At 44.3% G+C, this 17847-nt stretch carries 14 protein-coding genes; 5 read left to right on the plus strand and 9 right to left on the minus strand.

The genetic code is table 11. The annotated features are described in order from the left end of the window. Window positions 1-10: 10 nt before the first annotated feature. On the plus strand, window positions 11-1177 hold the full coding sequence (locus tag BMY62_RS08325; RefSeq protein WP_090658554.1) for a GNAT family N-acetyltransferase: 1167 nt from the start codon (window positions 11-13) through the stop codon (window positions 1175-1177). 74 nt (window positions 1178-1251) lie between these two features. Then, window positions 1252-2034: a glutaminyl-peptide cyclotransferase gene (locus BMY62_RS08330; RefSeq protein WP_143058774.1), complete on the plus strand. Its 783-nt coding sequence runs from the start codon at window positions 1252-1254 to the stop codon at window positions 2032-2034. An 84-nt stretch (window positions 2035-2118) separates the two neighbouring features. Here the strand turns inward: BMY62_RS08330 and BMY62_RS08335 are convergent, their stop codons facing one another. The 5 genes from BMY62_RS08335 to BMY62_RS08355 all read right to left on the minus strand — a co-directional run bounded on the left by BMY62_RS08335 (window position 2119) and on the right by BMY62_RS08355 (window position 8249). Then, window positions 2119-2622: a low molecular weight protein-tyrosine-phosphatase gene (locus BMY62_RS08335; RefSeq protein ID WP_090658644.1), complete on the minus strand. Its 504-nt coding sequence runs from the start codon at window positions 2620-2622 to the stop codon at window positions 2119-2121. A gap of 97 nt (window positions 2623-2719) precedes the next feature. Further along, a complete protein-coding gene (locus BMY62_RS08340; RefSeq protein ID WP_090658561.1) occupies window positions 2720-4003 on the minus strand; it encodes a lysine N(6)-hydroxylase/L-ornithine N(5)-oxygenase family protein in 1284 nt (427 codons plus the stop codon). Next, window positions 3996-5732, minus strand: a complete 1737-nt coding sequence (locus BMY62_RS08345; RefSeq protein WP_090658562.1) for an IucA/IucC family protein — start codon at window positions 5730-5732, stop codon at window positions 3996-3998. Before BMY62_RS08345 ends, BMY62_RS08340 begins: the two co-directional genes overlap by 8 nt. Next, a complete protein-coding gene (locus tag BMY62_RS08350) occupies window positions 5729-6544 on the minus strand; it encodes a GNAT family N-acetyltransferase (protein ID WP_218142954.1) in 816 nt (271 codons plus the stop codon). Before BMY62_RS08350 ends, BMY62_RS08345 begins: the two co-directional genes overlap by 4 nt. Continuing rightward, the gene (locus tag BMY62_RS08355; RefSeq protein WP_218142955.1) at window positions 6537-8249 is read right to left on the minus strand and encodes an IucA/IucC family protein; all 1713 of its coding nucleotides are present in this window, start codon (window positions 8247-8249) and stop codon (window positions 6537-6539) included. Before BMY62_RS08355 ends, BMY62_RS08350 begins: the two co-directional genes overlap by 8 nt. A gap of 173 nt (window positions 8250-8422) precedes the next feature. Between BMY62_RS08355 and BMY62_RS08360 the strand changes: the two genes are divergently transcribed. Then, the gene (locus BMY62_RS08360; RefSeq protein ID WP_090658567.1) at window positions 8423-9616 is read left to right on the plus strand and encodes an MFS transporter; all 1194 of its coding nucleotides are present in this window, start codon (window positions 8423-8425) and stop codon (window positions 9614-9616) included. A 178-nt stretch (window positions 9617-9794) separates the two neighbouring features. Here BMY62_RS08360 and BMY62_RS08365 read toward each other — a convergent pair whose 3' ends face one another. The 4 genes from BMY62_RS08365 to BMY62_RS08380 all read right to left on the minus strand — a co-directional run bounded on the left by BMY62_RS08365 (window position 9795) and on the right by BMY62_RS08380 (window position 15634). Further along, entirely contained in the window at window positions 9795-10622 is an 828-nt protein-coding gene (locus tag BMY62_RS08365) for a calcium-binding protein (RefSeq protein ID WP_090658569.1), read from the minus strand. Window positions 10623-11274: 652 nt separating this feature from the next. After that, window positions 11275-12042 (minus strand): hypothetical protein, encoded by a 768-nt coding sequence (locus BMY62_RS08370; RefSeq protein ID WP_143058775.1) that lies wholly within the window; start codon window positions 12040-12042, stop codon window positions 11275-11277. Between the two features lie 97 nt (window positions 12043-12139). Further along, on the minus strand, window positions 12140-14212 hold the full coding sequence (locus BMY62_RS08375; RefSeq protein ID WP_090658573.1) for a TonB-dependent receptor: 2073 nt from the start codon (window positions 14210-14212) through the stop codon (window positions 12140-12142). A gap of 246 nt (window positions 14213-14458) precedes the next feature. Beyond that, window positions 14459-15634, minus strand: coding sequence for a PepSY-associated TM helix domain-containing protein (locus tag BMY62_RS08380; RefSeq protein WP_090658574.1), 1176 nt, complete (start codon window positions 15632-15634; stop codon window positions 14459-14461). A 604-nt stretch (window positions 15635-16238) separates the two neighbouring features. Here BMY62_RS08380 and BMY62_RS08385 point away from each other — a divergent pair. Continuing rightward, on the plus strand, window positions 16239-17087 hold the full coding sequence (locus tag BMY62_RS08385; protein ID WP_090658575.1) for an alpha/beta hydrolase: 849 nt from the start codon (window positions 16239-16241) through the stop codon (window positions 17085-17087). Window positions 17088-17298: 211 nt separating this feature from the next. Next, window positions 17299-17808, plus strand: coding sequence for a DUF3015 domain-containing protein (locus tag BMY62_RS08390; RefSeq protein ID WP_090658576.1), 510 nt, complete (start codon window positions 17299-17301; stop codon window positions 17806-17808). The last annotated feature ends 39 nt before the right edge of the window (window positions 17809-17847 follow it).

Consider the following 17847-nt stretch of genomic DNA (forward strand, 5'->3'; position numbering starts at 1 on the left):
ATAAGTGAATATGTCAATCCCACCAGCAACCTGGAAAAAACAAGCACAGGATAATTCAAGAAATAATGCTAGCGCTGCTGATAACTCTGAGTTAGAGATATCACTTGAACAGGATCAACGCTGGCTGGCATCACTCGTCCATGGAGACGACAAGTATCTGGACCAATTCGTACTTGAGCAGCGTGGCAAACCGGTAGGCTGGGCTACTTTCTTTGTTCATCCGTCTGCGCTGCGCGTAACCCTGAATGGCTGGACACTTTATTCACACCGAATCCGTCGCTATACTTTATTTGCCCCGCCTTTGCTGGACAACCGCGCCGAACCGGATCAGTTACAAAATCTGCAGAATTTGTTTATGTTGGTACATAGCCAGCTTGGCAAGAATGAAGCAATCTTTTTGCAATCTGTCACCGATGGTTCAGCGTTGGCACAACTGTTAACAGAAAATTCACCACTACGTGAACAGTTTCATATTTTTGAATACGGTAAGCGTTACACGCACCGCTTTATCGATTTTACCGGAGATTACGACCAGTATTTAAAACAGTTGGGATCAAGTACGCGCAATGATCTAAAGCGAACGCGCAAACGTTTTTTAGCTGCTGTCAATAGTCATCAAACCGTTTGTTACCGCTCCGCCGATCAAATTAATGATTTTCTGGATGCAGCCATGGCTATATCGCCACGCACATACCAGTACACACGACTAGGAGGTGGGCTACGGAACCGACAGCAATTGGCAAGACAGTACGGCATCACAGCCAGACATGGATGGTTTCGCAGCTACGTTCTTTTTGCTGATCAACAACCCATTGCATTTCAGGTTGGCCATTTATACAACGGTTGTTACCATGCTCAGGAAATCGGTTATGATCCTGTCTGGGCAAAGTTGCAGGTGGGTATTTTTCTTCACACAGAGATTCTGCCTGATCTGATCGACTCAGATGAAAAGGTGAAACGATTCGATTTTGGCAATGACGACAGCCTGCATAAAAAAAGACTTAGCACGACAGCGATAATTCAAAGCTATGTATACCTCGTCCCGCGAAATGGACGAAATAACCTGACTGTCAAAATAATGCGTACTTTCGACCAAATTTCGGAGACCATTGGACGGCTGCTTGAGAAATATAATTTGCGAAAATATGCTGACAAATTATTGTGCAGCAAAAACTGAACACAAACCAAAGCGCATAACGATTTCAGCATTTGCTACCGCATGCCGGAATCGGAATATCCGTGGAAGTTGACATGATCAATCGCGATGCTCTAATTCAGTTTTTCGATTTTCTCGGTCTAAAAAGACCGCTCGGATGGATATACTTCCGGCTTCAGACATTCGGGTTACCCAAAATAGCACCCTGTATTATTCGTATTCTGCCACATGATAACAATGCTTACACACAAGGACTTGTCTTTCATCAAGGCCAGCTTTATGAGAGTACCGGCCCCACGAATGCATCACGGCTGCGCCATCTTGATTATCGCAATGGCGCTGTTCAGCATGAGATCAAGGTTGACCAGGAATGGTGCGAAGGTATTGCCATCCTGAACAATCAACTGGTCCAGTTGACATATACATCCGGTAAAACGCTGAATTACGACATCAATACGCTGGAAAGACTGGATAACCGGTTTAGCTATGAGGGTGAAGGCTGGGGACTCGCCGGTTGCGATGGCGGTTTAGTAATGAGCAACGGGAGTAATGAACTGGCTTTTAGAAATGAACAGTTTACTGTTACATCCATTTTGCCAGTTACCATGAACGGTCGACCACTCAATTGTATAAACGATCTGGAGTGTGTTTGCGACAAAATCTATGCAAATGTTCAATTTCATAATCATATTTATGAAATCGACCGTTCCACGGGCAAAGTGCAGCGGGTAATTGATTGCCGGGCAATTATTTCCCGCTCGGGCAGGCGCAATTTCAAGGACATGCTCAACGGTATTGCATACTTTCCGGATACCGGAACTTTCTACGTTACCGGCAAGAACTGGCCGACATTATTTGAGATTCGTATTCCTCAATGAAGAAAGACCATCACAACACCCCGACCATAACCAAACGGACTATTAAGTATTTTATAGTGTGCGGTTCTTCAATACAGTACGGAATTAACCATGCGCTTTATAATTGCACACATGTTCCAGTAATCCGAGACTGGCTTCTTCAATCATGTCAAGCACCGTTTCGAATCCCTGATCTCCACCAAAATATGGATCAGGTACTTCATGATTGCTATAGACGCCCTTACTGTAATGCATCATTAATTCAAGCTTGTGACTGAATCGGTCCGGACAGCGCTGTTGTAAAATCGATAGATTCTCATGGTCCATTGCCAGAATATAATCGAATTTAGCAAAATCGTCAGGGTGAACTTTACGTGCCCGCAAATCATTCATTTGATAACCGCGCCTCATCGCCGCACCTTGAGCACGGCGATCCGGTGGGTTACCGACATGATAGGCATGTGTTCCAGCGGAGTCGACTGAAAACGCGTGTTCCAGATTGGCCTTTTTCACCGTATGTCTGAACACGGCATCCGCGGTGGGAGAACGGCAAATATTCCCCATGCAGACGAAAAGTACTTTAATTTGACTTTGGGATTCTGGTTTCATAGACAAAAATGACAAAATAAATAAAGGTAATTTACGTACACGATATTATACAGTGTTAATTCCAATCCGAGCATACCCAGCCAGACCTTAAGCAATGTTACAGTCCAATGCCGGCATAACTCAAAAAATTAGGTGCAAAATTTTCAGTTTCGTAGATTTCGGACTGGGAAATAGCATTTGTAATCACCGCCGATCGCCAGGCCATCAGGCTGGTCTGAGGCTCAAATATCCCGTGTTCGTAACGACTGAAATTCTGAACAAAAATTCTGTTTCGTACGTGGCCATCCCATTGCACAGAGAAATCCCGATTAACACAAAAGCAGTCGTTTTGATCGAAGCGAATAAGATGTTTTATAGCCTCGACAAATGCAGGAATACTGTTTTTAAAGCCTGTGCACAAAATAACGATATCTGCGTCAAGACACTCATTTTTCAGTGTAAAATAATTAAAAAGATAAATTTGATAACAATTGTCGGCATGACTGATGCCTTCCATCCTTCGGTAAGGAAGAATCCTGAATTGAACCGTCGACTGATCGACATTCTGTGCATAATAAAGCTCGTTATAAAGGCTTTGCAAATAGGTCGGCGTATTTCCATCACTGGTTAACTTCTGATAGTCAACAATTTTTTTCTTCAACTGAGCGTCAACTGCAAAAAATTCCTTAGCATAATTGGGACTGAAATACTCGTTGACAAAAGCTGATTCATCGAGCGGTTCCAGGTTCGGTCTACTGGAAACAAGCGACACCGAATTTGCACACCCCCACTTTCCTTTTATTACATTCCTGAAGATTTCCACACCCGTCTGGCCACCGCCAATGATAACAACACGCTTGTCTCGCACATCAATCTGCTGCAGAAAGGAAGATTTTGCGTGAAAACAGGTGTTACTGATATAGGGTTCTGCGCAGGCTGGTATTCTGGGGCTGATACCCGTGCCCAAACAGATATTTTTGGCCTTAAATTGCTTTGTATGATTGCCGATGGTGAATAACCGACCATCATAGCTTAAACTGTCAACTTTGAAATTAAACGACAGTTTTTTTGGCATCTGTCGGACCACCCACTGACAATACAATTCAAATTCTTTTCTGGTAACCACCTGTCGATTGGTATTCATAAATGCATGGAACAGCCCGTTTTGCACAAGATAATTTAAAAATGAGTATGGGCTTGTGGGATCGACACCTGTAACCAGATCCTTCAGAAACGCCGTCTGCATATCAGAATCCGGAAACAATATTTCCGAGTGCCATTGGAACATTGGCTTTTCATCAAAAAATCGCGTTCTTAATGTATGATTTTTTTCCGAGACTGCTGCCAGACTCAAATTAAAGGGGCCAATTCCGATTCCGATCAGATCAAGTACATTATCCATAAGCGCTTTCTCTATTCACCAGGGGATTTTCAAGCGGGCTGCCCAATAGCGGTTTGGGCCGCTGAACAGAATCTTGATACCCGATTTCAAAACGAACCTTATTTAACAGAACTCTCTGTAAACTCGGTGTCAGCAAGCTGGGTACCCCTGCTTGCGTTGGATAGTTTTTCTCGTACTCAGCAATAACTGAACCCAGCAACTGATAAAACTGCGCCTCCTTAAAACGGTGTGAAATATAAAGCGACTGAGAAATGAATCTCAGTACTGAAACAAAATGACCGGTAATCAGATCGTAAATAATATGTCCTGAAGGCAGATAATCCAGTCTGTTCAATACTTTCTCAGAAAATTTCTCTCGCGTTACCGGCGGCAGATTTTGATTTAACCGTAGATCACCCTGAAAATCCTTGATGATTAAACCTGAAGGCGTATTGTTCTTGAGTTTTAACAGTGTATTCTGCCCGTGCGCAACCAGGCCGATGCCATATCGGGATTGAAGGTGGTACAGCGGAAGCACAACTTTACTAAAATACTGCTTTAACCATTGCTCAACAGACAGTTTCGATTTTTCGATCAACAGGCCTATTAAAGACTTGCAATTCTGATCCAGAAATGACAATGACCCGGTCATGAGGCATCTTTCATCACTGCCCAGTTTTGAAGAGCTGGGCTCACGCCAGACTGCTCCCAGAAATTCCTTATACCGATATGGCGCACTTTTTATATCAATATAATCTGATGGCACGTAACTAAAAGCGGCAACATCCTTTAAACAATCAGTATTGGCCGACACAAAAACCGCATCCTGCCTGAGGATGGATTCTATCCCTTCTGAAATTTCCGAGGCGATTGAGATATACCGCACGGGAATACCGCGTACACATGAAGTATTTAGAATCGAAATCGGCAGTTTGATGTCCAAAGCCAGCCTGTTCTGGCAGTTTGAGAAAGTTCTTATCGATACATGCGGTTTATAGCGATCACCTGCCCTGTCCAGTAAAACAATATTTTTACAATTAATATCTTTTTGAAAAAAAAGCTGTATTTTATGCTCCCACTGCCATACATGCACCGGCACAATATAATAGGAATGATAATCAATATTATTTTTCTTACATAAAAATTGTAAATAATTAATCTCGCTTTCAGCCAGATCGGCAGTAATAATATTCTCGAATGATTTATTTTGCTGACAGTTTATAGTCAGCAGACTCTTCATGATTGCAACCCGAAGAAATTGAGTTTCCCGAGCATTCTCCGGCGCGAATGCTGACAAATCACATGGTGTCCAGCCGATTCTACCTTTGTTCAAGATAAGTTTGGGATGGCCATTGAGTCGTGATTCAATGCCAAGAGAATCCATTTGATAAAGCGCATTTACTGAAACAGATTTTTGCAGCATAATTTGATCGCTGTACAGCGTGTGCTGCATTTCCTCTATAAAATTCGCCAGCGTGATATCGCTCATTTTTGTCAGATACTGCGTCTCTTTAAAAAACAGTGCGGCATCCGGCTTTCGCCCGTCGCATCGCCTTAACGTATCCGGCTTGACAACCAGGTCGCCCCATATTCCCTTGAATGCGTGAAAGCGATAAATGACTTCACCGTTTATGTCTAAGGTAAATGTGTTCTCATTAGCTTGCTTTACCACATCTGACAGAATTTCTTCATAAAACAGCTCGCTGATTGCCTTGGCAATAAGGTTTCTGTTCGCGATTTCCCAGGTCATAAGTGCCTGCCGGCAAACAGCCTTTCCCGTGTGCACTCCAGAAGAACAGCACGTTTATGTGGAAAATCAAATACTTTAATTCTCCTCCAGACCGGAAAGGAATCAACATATTGCAGAACCTTCTGATTATCCCACCGAGGCTCAGCCATAACCTTTAACGTTCTCGGATCGTCAAGAAAGAGATAGTGCACCACGCATTTCAACACGGCATCAGTATTCTTTATGCCCAGGAATTTCCGATTACCTATCAGAAAATGAAACCCCCTATCGTAATCATCACAGTCATAATAAGGACCCAGTCTGTCTTCCTTTACCCAATAAAATTCAAAATATCCAGCCGGTTCACTGTCAATTTCCATGATTACAGGTATCAGATGCGGATCGCCCAGATTCTTCTCAATATATTCCCGGTGATGATCAATGCTGCCTTCAAGCTCCCAGTAAACCGATACACGCTTACTATTGTGCCATTGTGAAAAAACAGTTAAATCCTTGTCCGGATCGATTACCCTGAACGTAATTGTTTTGTCGATCTCATAGATATATCGCTCGTACAGCAGTGTGTTTTTTTCCGGGTTATACCGCAAAGGATGCGAAACATTATTGGTTCTCACCCAGGCTACAGGATATAGTGCGCGTTCGCTCGATTTGATCCAGAAAGGCGAAAATTGAAAAAATTCGCTGCGGCTGATTTTCATCACGCGATCCTGAAGCTGTATATCAATATGCTGAACACCTGGTTTGAAATGTTCTTTTAACCATATTTCCTGATCCAGGAAAAGATTTCTCAACACCAAGTTCGGTTTATGCATAACAAATATTTTTGGAAAATTTGTACAATGGATTCTCGATTTCGTTATAAATGGCCAGAGGATTTTTTTCTGTATTTTCATTCACCCCATTCAAGCTGCAATAGAAATTTCCTTTTTGTTTTAAGGTGCTTGAATACAGCAAATAATCAACAAATGAACCGTCTAACAGATTGCCATTCTTTTTCTCTGTAAGATATTGAAAAAGCATGTCCAAAAGCTTTGCTTCAGTACAGATACATTGTGTCGCAAGCGCATTGATCAAACTGAAGGTCGAATTGATAACAAGATAATATCCCAGCAGCGCGTGCGTCATAGAATCATCCAGAACGTTGCCATTGTGCAGATCGAGCGTCGAAACCTCAGTTTTCATTTTTTCATAGCCGAGCCGGGTATAACCTGTACCCTGGCAGTCCCTGAAAATTACGCCGCAGGGATAACTGTCAATTAATTGAACGATAATATTCTGCTGATGTGCGCCAAAAAGGATGCCATGATTGGCATGAGCCATGATGAACGGATTCAGCACATTATCCAGATACAGGGAAAACCATTTGACTGCCTTAATATTACGTGATGCCAAAAAACCGTTGCCAGTATAAGGATTTGGCTGGGTTATCGTCGAAAGGACGATAGACTCGTTCTCCGCTGGCTTAATGAAAGGATTCTCCCTGATAAGGACAATGGTTTCCAGAATAACTGGTTGTGGTGTATGCTTGATTGCCAGAAATGAGGGTTCATTCATAATCGAAAAGTTTTTATTTGCAGCGAGAAACTGTCGGCCGTTGTCAGAATTCATTACTTCGTGAACCTGCACCCCCCTGACAACTTCGGCAGCCTGTAAATGCCTGATCGAATTTGTAATCCTCAGAGAAAGCGAAAACTTGAGCATATAATCACTATCTTCGCAGTAAATAGATCGCAGAGAACTCGTTGCTTTCCATTGCAGTTTCCCCGCCTTGTTAATCGGTATCAAATCTCCACTGCTTATAAGATGATTGATTTTGCCACTTTTTTTCAGCGTCTCGAATTGCCAGGGATGAAACGGAAAGGGCAGGTATTCACTGTCAACGGTACCTTCCTGGTCACGTTTATAAAGATCTGAAAACCAGTCGATATCTTCAAAATATTTCGAATGATTCTGAAAAAAACAGGATTGCTTGAGTAATCCCCATCTGAGAGAAAATGCATTGCCGAATTCGGGAGCATACAATCGGTTGTCACGCTTGCTGAATTCTGATTTGCTTTTTGGGCAAGGATGAACATTGTGCCCCAGCAACAGAGCCTGCTCGGCGTCTATAAAAGACAGTTCCGGCTTTCGGTTAAGCGCATCAAAATCAGACCGTCTGTATTTCAGGATTTCAACCAGATTCCGGCAGCTTTCCATGATTCTTGAACACAGCGCAAGCATACCGGCATCTTGCGCATCATTGGCTAATATCTGAAAAAGCTCCTGAACGAACACTTCAAAACTAATAAATTCTTTTTGAGTACCGGTTGTCCTGTAGAACGTATTTTTAAAGGCATGACAGCCGACTCCGGAATAATTTTCCAATACAATACTTATCGCGTTGTGCTCAGTGCTGAAAACAATTTCATTGTCATTAATCTCGAATTTTCTCCATTCCCTTAAAAGAGAATTTATCAGCGCTGTTGCTGCAAACTTCTCAGCAAGCTGTTCTGGATTTGAAATATGTTGGACCATCATTGATTTACAGTCATTCAGATGCAAAGCAAGGCTTTAAAGCACCGATCGCTCTTTCAATAAATTTTAATAATAAGATAAAGAGCCAATATTGTAAATACTAATCATTCTTATTAGTGTTATTATTATGTTTAATATTAAATTGGCTTCTCTATATTATTTAGACATCTACATTTATGTACCCAAAAAAAATCGGCATCGATCCGTCTGTGAGGTTCGCTTTTCCTGTTGCAATTACAGGTGCAACCCAGAGCCTGCTGGTAATCACATTACCGATAATCACAGCATTAACTGGATTGAAGATCAGCCTGATAAGCCCTGTTATGGGACTGGCAGCACTTGCCTTTCTGGTCGGCGGTTACTACTTGCCGCGACGAGCCGTCCCCGGACGACGTCGTCGGCTTCTAAAACAGCTCTTGATTGCGGCAACCGCCAGTCAAATTTTATTTGTCCTCACCTTATACGCTGGCACTGTGGAAATAGTCGGCGCTATTACTCTGGCGTCCCTGCTGTTCATTACGCGTTTTTGCTATGGACTGACTGTTTCAGGCATCTATCCCATCGTTCAGGCCTGGATGGTCAACGAATGCGTAAATAGTGAGCGCTCCCGGCATCGAATACTGACATACCTGAGCGCAACCGTAAGCGTTGCCCGAATTGTCGTACCGCTGCTGGCAGCTTGTCTGGCCATATTTCAACCTGTAGCAGTACTGGCATTACTGATTGGACTACCGCTTTTAGCGCTTCTGGTATTACCTGAAGAGACCACCCGATATAAAAATGATACTGAAATTTCGCTGACACTGCCGACTGCACGCTGGCCCCAAACCGCCATTGCTATACCTACCCTGCTGATACACATGAGCCTGGGACTTTCGGAGTTCATTATCGGTCCTTATCTTGCCTTTGAATGGAATATTTCACTGAACAGCACGCTGACTTATACTGCGCTACTCCTTGCAGTCATTGCCGTCTGCATGGCACTGGCACAACTGGCAAGTCTGCATTTTCGTCCCAGACCCGAGCGGGTTCTTGTATGGTCACCATCCGGTATGGCCTGCGGTGCAGCACTTGCGGCCATTTATCCGGCCGCTCTGCCTGCCGGATTGATATTAATCGCTGTTTCACTTGCATTGCTGTTACCGGCCTCAGCTGCCGGTGCAGTCATTAACCGTGCCCCCCAGGTGCAAGCGCATGCAAGCTCAGATTTGTACACAGCACGGATTCTTGGACATCTTCTGGGCATCGCCTTTGCCGGTCCGCTGTTTGAAATCGCCCCGGGCCTGCCGCTGTTTGTTGCTGCAGCAATTGCACTGATGGCAATACCAGCCGGCGCTGAACTGCGGTATACGCTGATCAAGCATCACTGAATCAGCGCAAAGAACAATCTGTGGCTGCAGACGAATGCAATCGTCTGCAATTCTAAAATCGAATAGAGTGATTCAACCCACATTATTTAGCAAGGAAATTGGATCGTGACTTGACTACCGGGTCTCCATAAAAAAACCCGGCGCAATCTTGCGCGCCGGGTTTTTTTATGGTAAAAAACTATGCAGTAACTGTAAAGAAATCTACAAGGTTTGCCGTGACATCGTCAACTGACACACCTACCAGATCAATGGTGCTTCCCGCACCCAGATCAACGATAGTTCCATAAGGGGCTTCGCCGCCCGCTTCACCATAGCCCGTCAAGTTTGCAGCCAGATCTTCCGCCGTTGCGATACCGGTACCGTTAATATCGGCCACGATCATAAGCTGGTCCGAATCAGCGTTAAATCTTTGCACGGTATCGTTGCCGTCGTTGCCTCTGTAAAAGATCTCGTTAGTCCTGTCATTGTTGGAATTGGATCCAGAGCCATAAATCAGGTCGTCACCTTCCTGACCGTACAACTGATTGTCGCCTGAGCCACCAGAAATCCAGTCGTTTCCGGCATTTCCCAAAATCACATCATTTTCCTCACCGCCAAAAATCACATCAGTGTCGTCGCCGCCAATGATAAGATCACCACCGAGTGAGCCATAGAGAGCATTGATGCCGGTTACACCATAAAGCGTATCGTTATCTTCATTACCGAAAAGCTGATCGTTACCTGTCGCACCCCACAGCAAATCATCGCCTGTACCGCCTTCAATCCAGTCATTACCGCTGCCGCCGTAAAGCAGATCATTACCTGCTTCACCGAACAACAAATCGTTACCACCTTCAGCGTAGGCCACATCATCACCGTCACCCAGATAAGCCACGTCATTGGAATATCCCAGTCTTACGCCATCATCACCGCCACCCGCAAGCACTACAGATGAACCGTACGTCCAAATAACTTCACCATCATCAGATCCGAAGAAGAGACCAGTACCTCTTAAAATATCAGTCATACTTTACTCCTATTGAGTTTTGTTAACAGTTACTAAGTTTTTACGAGACTAAGCTCGCGTGGGTTCTCTGTGTCAGGCATATAACGTTTTATGCGGCTTTTTAAACAGTAAAAGAGTAAAAACGTCACAAAAACACTCAACACATTAATGAGAATTGTAATCATTTACTTTATCATTCGCAATTGAAATTTAAATTTTTTAACTTTTAGACATTGAAGGTTTTTAATAACCGAAGACTAATGCCTATTCCATCTGTATTCAGTTAAAAAAATATAACCCAATATTGTTAAAGATTTTCACGACTACAAAAAGCCATGAGCAAGGACTTGATCGTATAAATGTGAAAGCAACTCGTTATTGTGGCTACACTTTTGTCACAACCGCCGTTATTTTTTCGCCAGCAAATAACAGGGAGTTATTTTTACAAGATCGCTCAACCTACCGGATGCAGCCAAACGCTTGAACAGATGTACCCAATCTTTCCATATCACTGCGCAGGGTCATAACCGTAATCCATGCTGCACAACAAATAACACAAAAAAGTTTTCAGTCAGTTTGTTCACACGCATGAATCCGCAGCACAATTTATTTACATGGCGTGCACACTGCGCTCGCAAACAGCATGCGAAAAAAGCCTGGATCTATTTATTTATCAACATTGTTTTACGGATCTCCTTCCAGAAACAACCAACAGTAATATGAACAACGCCAGCCCCGTCAGCAGCGCAGTATCGGGCTCCGGGACCACGCGCAGGTCAGAATCAAAAGATAAAATCTGGTAATTGGGCTGCATGTGAATTTTAATTACCTGCGTGATGGAAAACGGCTGATCTATGCCGCTGACAGCGACCCGTCCAAAGCTTTCGTTAAATCCCAGGCTACCGCTGATGGCACTGCTGCCGGCCATTGTTGCACCGTCGGTATCAAAGGGAATATTGGACGTATTGTAAAAATAATCCACTTCAACCGAATTGAGTGGATTTGCCCCCAGTGTGCCAGCAATATCCGCAGTAAAAAAACCTTCATTGCCGATACCGTTCAAGGTGAAATCATTATCGGAAATTTCGATTGTTAATGTGCCACCGTTTGTAGAAGAAATTGACAACTGGCGTAAAAAAAGATCAGCCAGTATATCGCTGTTGGGTGGATAAGGTTTGGATGTACCCAATGACGCGGTCAGAAAGAAATTGGGCGTTCCAAACGATGTTGAAAGCAAACCGGGTATGCTGCTGTTATCCGGCGCAACATTTCCACCACCGCCAGCTATCTGATCTGTCGCCGTTACTACCGTTGGAGAACCGGTCAGCGGCGTATCGGAAATCCTGAGCATTAATGATGCCTGGCTTACACTGACACTCATCAGAGTAATGGCAGTCAGTGTTTTAAAGTATTTGATCAAATATGTTTTATGACTAGTCATGTTGAAATCCTCTGAAATACTGTATTGATTGAGTCCGCATACATTGCATGCGCGTTGCATGCAATAGTATGAAATTCTGAATATTCCTCATTATTAGTTACCAGTTAAACGCATAGGTCACGCCAACCATGCGGCCGGGACCGGTAGCAAAGCCATACGGTGTCTGCGATGCCTGGCTGATTAGTGGAAAATAATTCTCATTCAGCAAATTTTTCACTGCAACGGTAAAATATCCCGGACCAACAGCTAGACTGGTCGTCAGGTCCACCAGCACATAATCGTCAATCGGCATCCCACCAAACTGCGTTGAATTCGGGGTACGGTCAGCGACGTAAAACGCCTGCATCCTGTTTCGCCACCATTCAAACGGACTGTATTCCAGAAATCCGGTCAACTTAACCGGGGAAATCCTGGTACTAGGCAGATCTTCGTCAAATGAACCGTCATCATCCAGGTCGATCTCACCTTCCGCCCAGCTGACGGTACCACCGACATTAACCTGTTCTGTAACCTGGTATGCCAGTGAGCCTTCAACACCCCAGATACGTTCAGGAAGCTTGACAATACTCAAATCCCTGGTATATGTGGTGCCATTGTTCGATTCGCTGTAAAAACCAACAGCAGATGCCTGCACCGGGCCATACCGTCCTCGCAGGCCAAGCTCGTAGTTGTGCACCTTTTGCGCCTCAGACGCCAGCTGACCTGCACTAACTACGCTGATATTTGCATCCCTGATGGCACGGCCGATATCAGCGAGCGAAAAGCTTTGGGAATAGCCACCATAAAGTTCCAGAAATTCAGTCAGAAAAACGACAGCGCTGCCGTTAAACAGCGTGTTGTCATACTTGACTTCCTCGCCGCTGATATTGGCACCAGCCCGATTGATCACATCTGAAATGTCGACGGAGATAGCTTCCTGGCGGACACCGCCGCGAACTATTCCGTACTTGCTGACAGGCAATTCAAGTTCAAAAAATCCCGCCAGTGCATCTTGTTTCATAAAAGGAACGACAGTCGGTCCGTCGAGCCCCGCCTGAACAACCTGATCGCGAAGATAATCCAGCCCCCAGATTGCACTGAATTCATAGTTTTTAACTGTTATGGGAGTATTGATCGTTACACGACTACCAAATTTCTCAGCGCGTACTTCGGTCTGAGCAAATCCTGGAAATTTGGCAAAACGGGCTATCTGATCGTCATAATAGCCTTTCACCGAAACATGGCTGCCAAAAAAGTTTTTGTTAATGTAATCGACACCAACCAGCGTGTTTTTGGTACCCGGCTTAAATGGATTGAATTTCCCGCGGACTGCCGGGGTCTTGATGCCATTTGCAGGATCACCGAGACCAAAGGTAAAGTTAGTGTCCTGTTTGATATTGAAATGATTAACCGTAAACTGTACCCGCTGCCGGTCATTATCGAAATTAAACCCCAGTTTTCCAAGAATATTAAAGTTGTTGGTATCGGCAATACCACCCTGTACACCAATCGGATCGGGTGGAATGCGATCGCCGCTTGCATCAAAAAATTGACCGCGTTCACCGTAGGTGCCGGATACCAGGTAATCCATATTCTCCCTCGTACCGGATATCCGGTGCGTTGTTTCCCACATGATCGCATCGTCAAACCGCTCCGTTGAAAAACGGATACCGCCCTTAGAAAAGCCTTCCCTTAATTTTTTGGAGGCGTGCTTTGTGATGATATTGACCAATCCTCCGGCTGCGCCGAAACCGTAAGCAGCTGTACCGCCACGCACCACTTCGATACGCTCGATCGCATCCACATCGATCGTGTTCAGATCACGGCTTGAAGATCGTAGTGCCGTTGACTGAGGTATACCATCAATCAGTACCAGATAGTCTCGACCCCGCAGAGTTTGACCGAAAGTGGATAGTGCTTCAGTACTGGGTCCGAGACCCGGCACAGTTTTCGCCAGCACATCACTTAAATTACGCGCATAGCCTGCCTGTTGTTGTATTTCCTCGTTTGTGATCACAGACACAGACCGGGTCGTTTCAGAAACAGGTGTTTCGGTACGCGTGGCCGTCACTACCACCGGCTCCATGCTTTTATTTTGCGCAAACACCATCGCGGAGGTCAAACAGCCTGCTGGTATTAACAGGGTGACGATCATATTTCGCCACAGGTGGGTGAATTTTATATTTAACATTATTCTTACCTTTAATTAATGTATATTAGAATGATATGTATTACTATTCTCAATTACTTATATGCTGCAAATATTGATTATGTTTTTGAAAACTGCTGAAGATTATTTTTTGTTATTACGAATAGTGCCGGAATACGCTCAATCGATCTTTCATTGGATTTTTCGCCATATCAAATGGCCGCCAATCGAAAATTTCTTTTATTGATCTTCCGCTTAAAAATGCTATTTTGCGTTGAGCAGTTACTCTCATGACTGATTTTTTCTATTGTGCTCAGTGATCACATTACATTCGTTTTCTGCTACCGACGGGTCTGAATCAAGCGACACCGATCTGAAAGAAGTCGCCGTTTTGTTCAGGGTCTGGTTGCGGCGAAACCACCATGTGTATATGCCGGTAACAAAAAGAATTGTTGGTATAAATCCCGTTACAAAAATCAACATACGACCCGACAAACCGGCAGCCGTTCCGATATGCAGCGGATATTTCATATCCGCAATCTGCTGCCCCGTCCCGCTGCTTTTAGCATCATGCGCCATCATCACATCGCCTGAAAAACTGTTCAATGCAACATAACTTGTACCATTCGGGTGTGAATCATCCGGGTATTTCAATCGCACGACGAATGGCATTTCCGGTTTAACAGGAAACCTCAGCCAGGTTGCATTAGCACCGGGTATTTCCGACTCGGCCGTCCGCAGCAGCGCACTCGGCAACTTTTGTATATCGTGCGGTTCAATATGTTCAATCAATGGCGGCTCGGACAATCCAGGTCCACCGAACACAGCAACCAATGCGGCATTGGTCGGTTTGTAGAAAACCATCGCTGCACCAGTCAGCGCCACAACAAACAGCAACAGCATTGAAATCAATCCGGCCGAGCGATGCAGTGCGAACCAGCTTGCAAATCGTGTTGACTTGCGAGGAACACGCAACGCATTCACTAGTTTCCGCCAACCCGGCCAGGCCAGCCATAATCCGGTCAACACTGTTAATAACAGGATCAACCCCAATATGCCGTTTACGAATAAACCATAATCATCAGCCAGCAAATGGACATGCAGGTCGTGTAAAAATCCCAGAAAACCGGCATGCTCATCGCGTCTGCCAAGGATCTCCAGAGTCCATGGGTCGACATAAACCTGCTCTAATACTTCATTCTTTTTTATCCAGTATTCAATACTATGATCAGGCTCACGAGGTAAACGGGCCAATAATACCGCATGACCGGTAAAGTATGATTGCACCTTGTGCGTCGCCTCATCCAGCCGCATTACATCGGATTGCGGTTCTACGCGCCACAGATTGGCATTGAAATACACATCCAGTTCGTCATCAAAAACCAGAATACTTCCGGATAAACCCGACAAACTAAAGAACAGACCGATAATAATACCGATCCACAAATGAACTTTTTGTATCAAATTTCACCTTCCAGTCAACAAATGAAAATTACGCAATCCCAGGCTCAATCTGTTCCAGCCCTACAGGTCAATTTTCGATACGTAACCGTGATAACAACGGGCTTTCAATCGAATCGCAATATCCTGTGATTTTGGCAAATACTCAAATAATCATTCAGACAACAATCCTGTAACCCTGCACCCATACCGGGAAATATATACGCCCTGTCTATTGCAAAGAGCAAATACTTCCTGAAATTTCCTGAAAGCTCTATGGATCAATTACACAAATAAAAGTGAATATTAATGATAATTGTTCTTATTTGCAATATGTTGTTATTGATTTCATATCATTATTTATCACGTTCCAAACCAAACAGCTGAATACTGCCACTATTTGCCAGCAGTACGACTCTGGCAGCGTTCCTGGAGCGCCGCGCCAGTTTTTACATTGCAGGGAGTTATTGTGTGTAGGGACAAATCAGATGGCAGATAACTGACTGTTTATATGTGTTAATCTTTCATGGCACAATATATGTCTGATTACAAAGCATTTGTGCATGTAACTGATTACGAATAACATAGCAAGAATGATATTCGCGTTGACTGTCTGCCAGCACCGGCCATGAATTTGTTCAGCATTCGCCATAGCTCTCTTCTTGCCGTGGTTTTGTTATTTTGTGGTTGTTCTAATCTTTTATATTATCCTGACACGCGACATCGTTATTTTGATCCTGAAGCCGTTGGGTATACGCCGGAAACAGTTTTTTTTACTGACGCTGCCCAGAGAAGATTACATGGATGGTGGTTTTCTGCACAAAAATCACCAGTAAAAGCGACTATCATCTTCTTTCATGGCAATGCTGAAAATCTGACCTCACATTTCCTTCAGATAGCATGGATCAGTCGCGAGCATTACAATGTCTTCATTTTTGATTATCCCGGATTTGGACTGTCCGAGGGTCATCCCACACCCAAAGGCTGCGTCGAATCTGGCCATGCGGCCGTCGACTGGGTCAACAGGCATAAAGTACAAGGCGGCCCGATTATTATTTACGGGCAAAGCCTGGGCGGTAACATTGCCCTGAGAACAGCATTGGATAAAAAAGACGAAATCAATCTAAGACTGGTGGTTGCAGACAGTACATTTGACTCTTTTCAGCAAATAGCACGCTTCAAGCTGTCTCATCACTGGGTGACATGGCCGATGCAGTTGCTGAGTTACCTGCTTTTAAGCGATTATTGGGCTCCCGGAAATCTGTCATCATTATCACCTGTTTCAGTTCTGGTAATACACGGCCAACAGGACAAAACAGTCGAGCCTGTCTTTGGGGAAAGAATTTATAAACAGCTGGCAGAACCGAAAACATACTGGATTATCCCGGACGGTAGACACACCGATGTGTTTCTGAGACATAACCAGAAATACCGCAGTGAATTTTTGACTTTCCTGGAACGATTAAATCAGCACTAAATTCCTCAAACCCTGTTGCTTGTCTGCATCACGCTGCTTCCCGAACGGTTTTCGTTTGACAGGTCCAGAAAGTTTAAGTAGATTCATTCGGGTTCTCAGCAATGTTTATAGGCTGGGACAAATTCCCGAAGTTTTATTTAAACTTTATCTTCTTTTCAATCGTTCGCGCGATATCGGTTAGGAGAAGAGAAACAATGATAGGAGAATTAAGATGGTACGCAACAGCCTGGTTGTATTCACTGCAAGTCTGTTTTTATTTCCGATGTCTGCTTTTGCCGCAGGATATGGCACGGCGGGATGTGGACTGGGCTCGATGGTCATCGGCTCGGAACGTGGTCCGGAGCAGATTTTTGCCGCAACCACCAATGGCACCTCGGGTTCTCAAACCTTCGGCATGACTTCCGGCACATCAAATTGCGGCGACCACGGCCTGCTTAATTTAAGTCAAGAAAGAGAAATATTCGCCACCGAGAATTACACCAGTCTGGTAAAAGAAATGGCCCGTGGTAAAGGCGAACATCTCAATATTCTAGCCAGCATGTATCACTGCCCCGCCGCGCAGCACCAAGCATTCGGTGCATTGACACAACAAAAATTTAATGACATTGTTCCAGATGCTGAAACAACACCGGATATCCTGCTAAGCCAGTTAGAAACCTTGCTGGGTCAACATCGCACACTGTCGAAATCCTGTAATATTCAATTATCAGCATTAGACTAAAACGCATCACGGGTATCATCATTCGCCGGTACCCGTGCA

Source organism: Nitrosomonas marina, from assembly GCF_900111605.1.
GTDB lineage: Bacteria > Pseudomonadota > Gammaproteobacteria > Burkholderiales > Nitrosomonadaceae > Nitrosomonas > Nitrosomonas marina_A.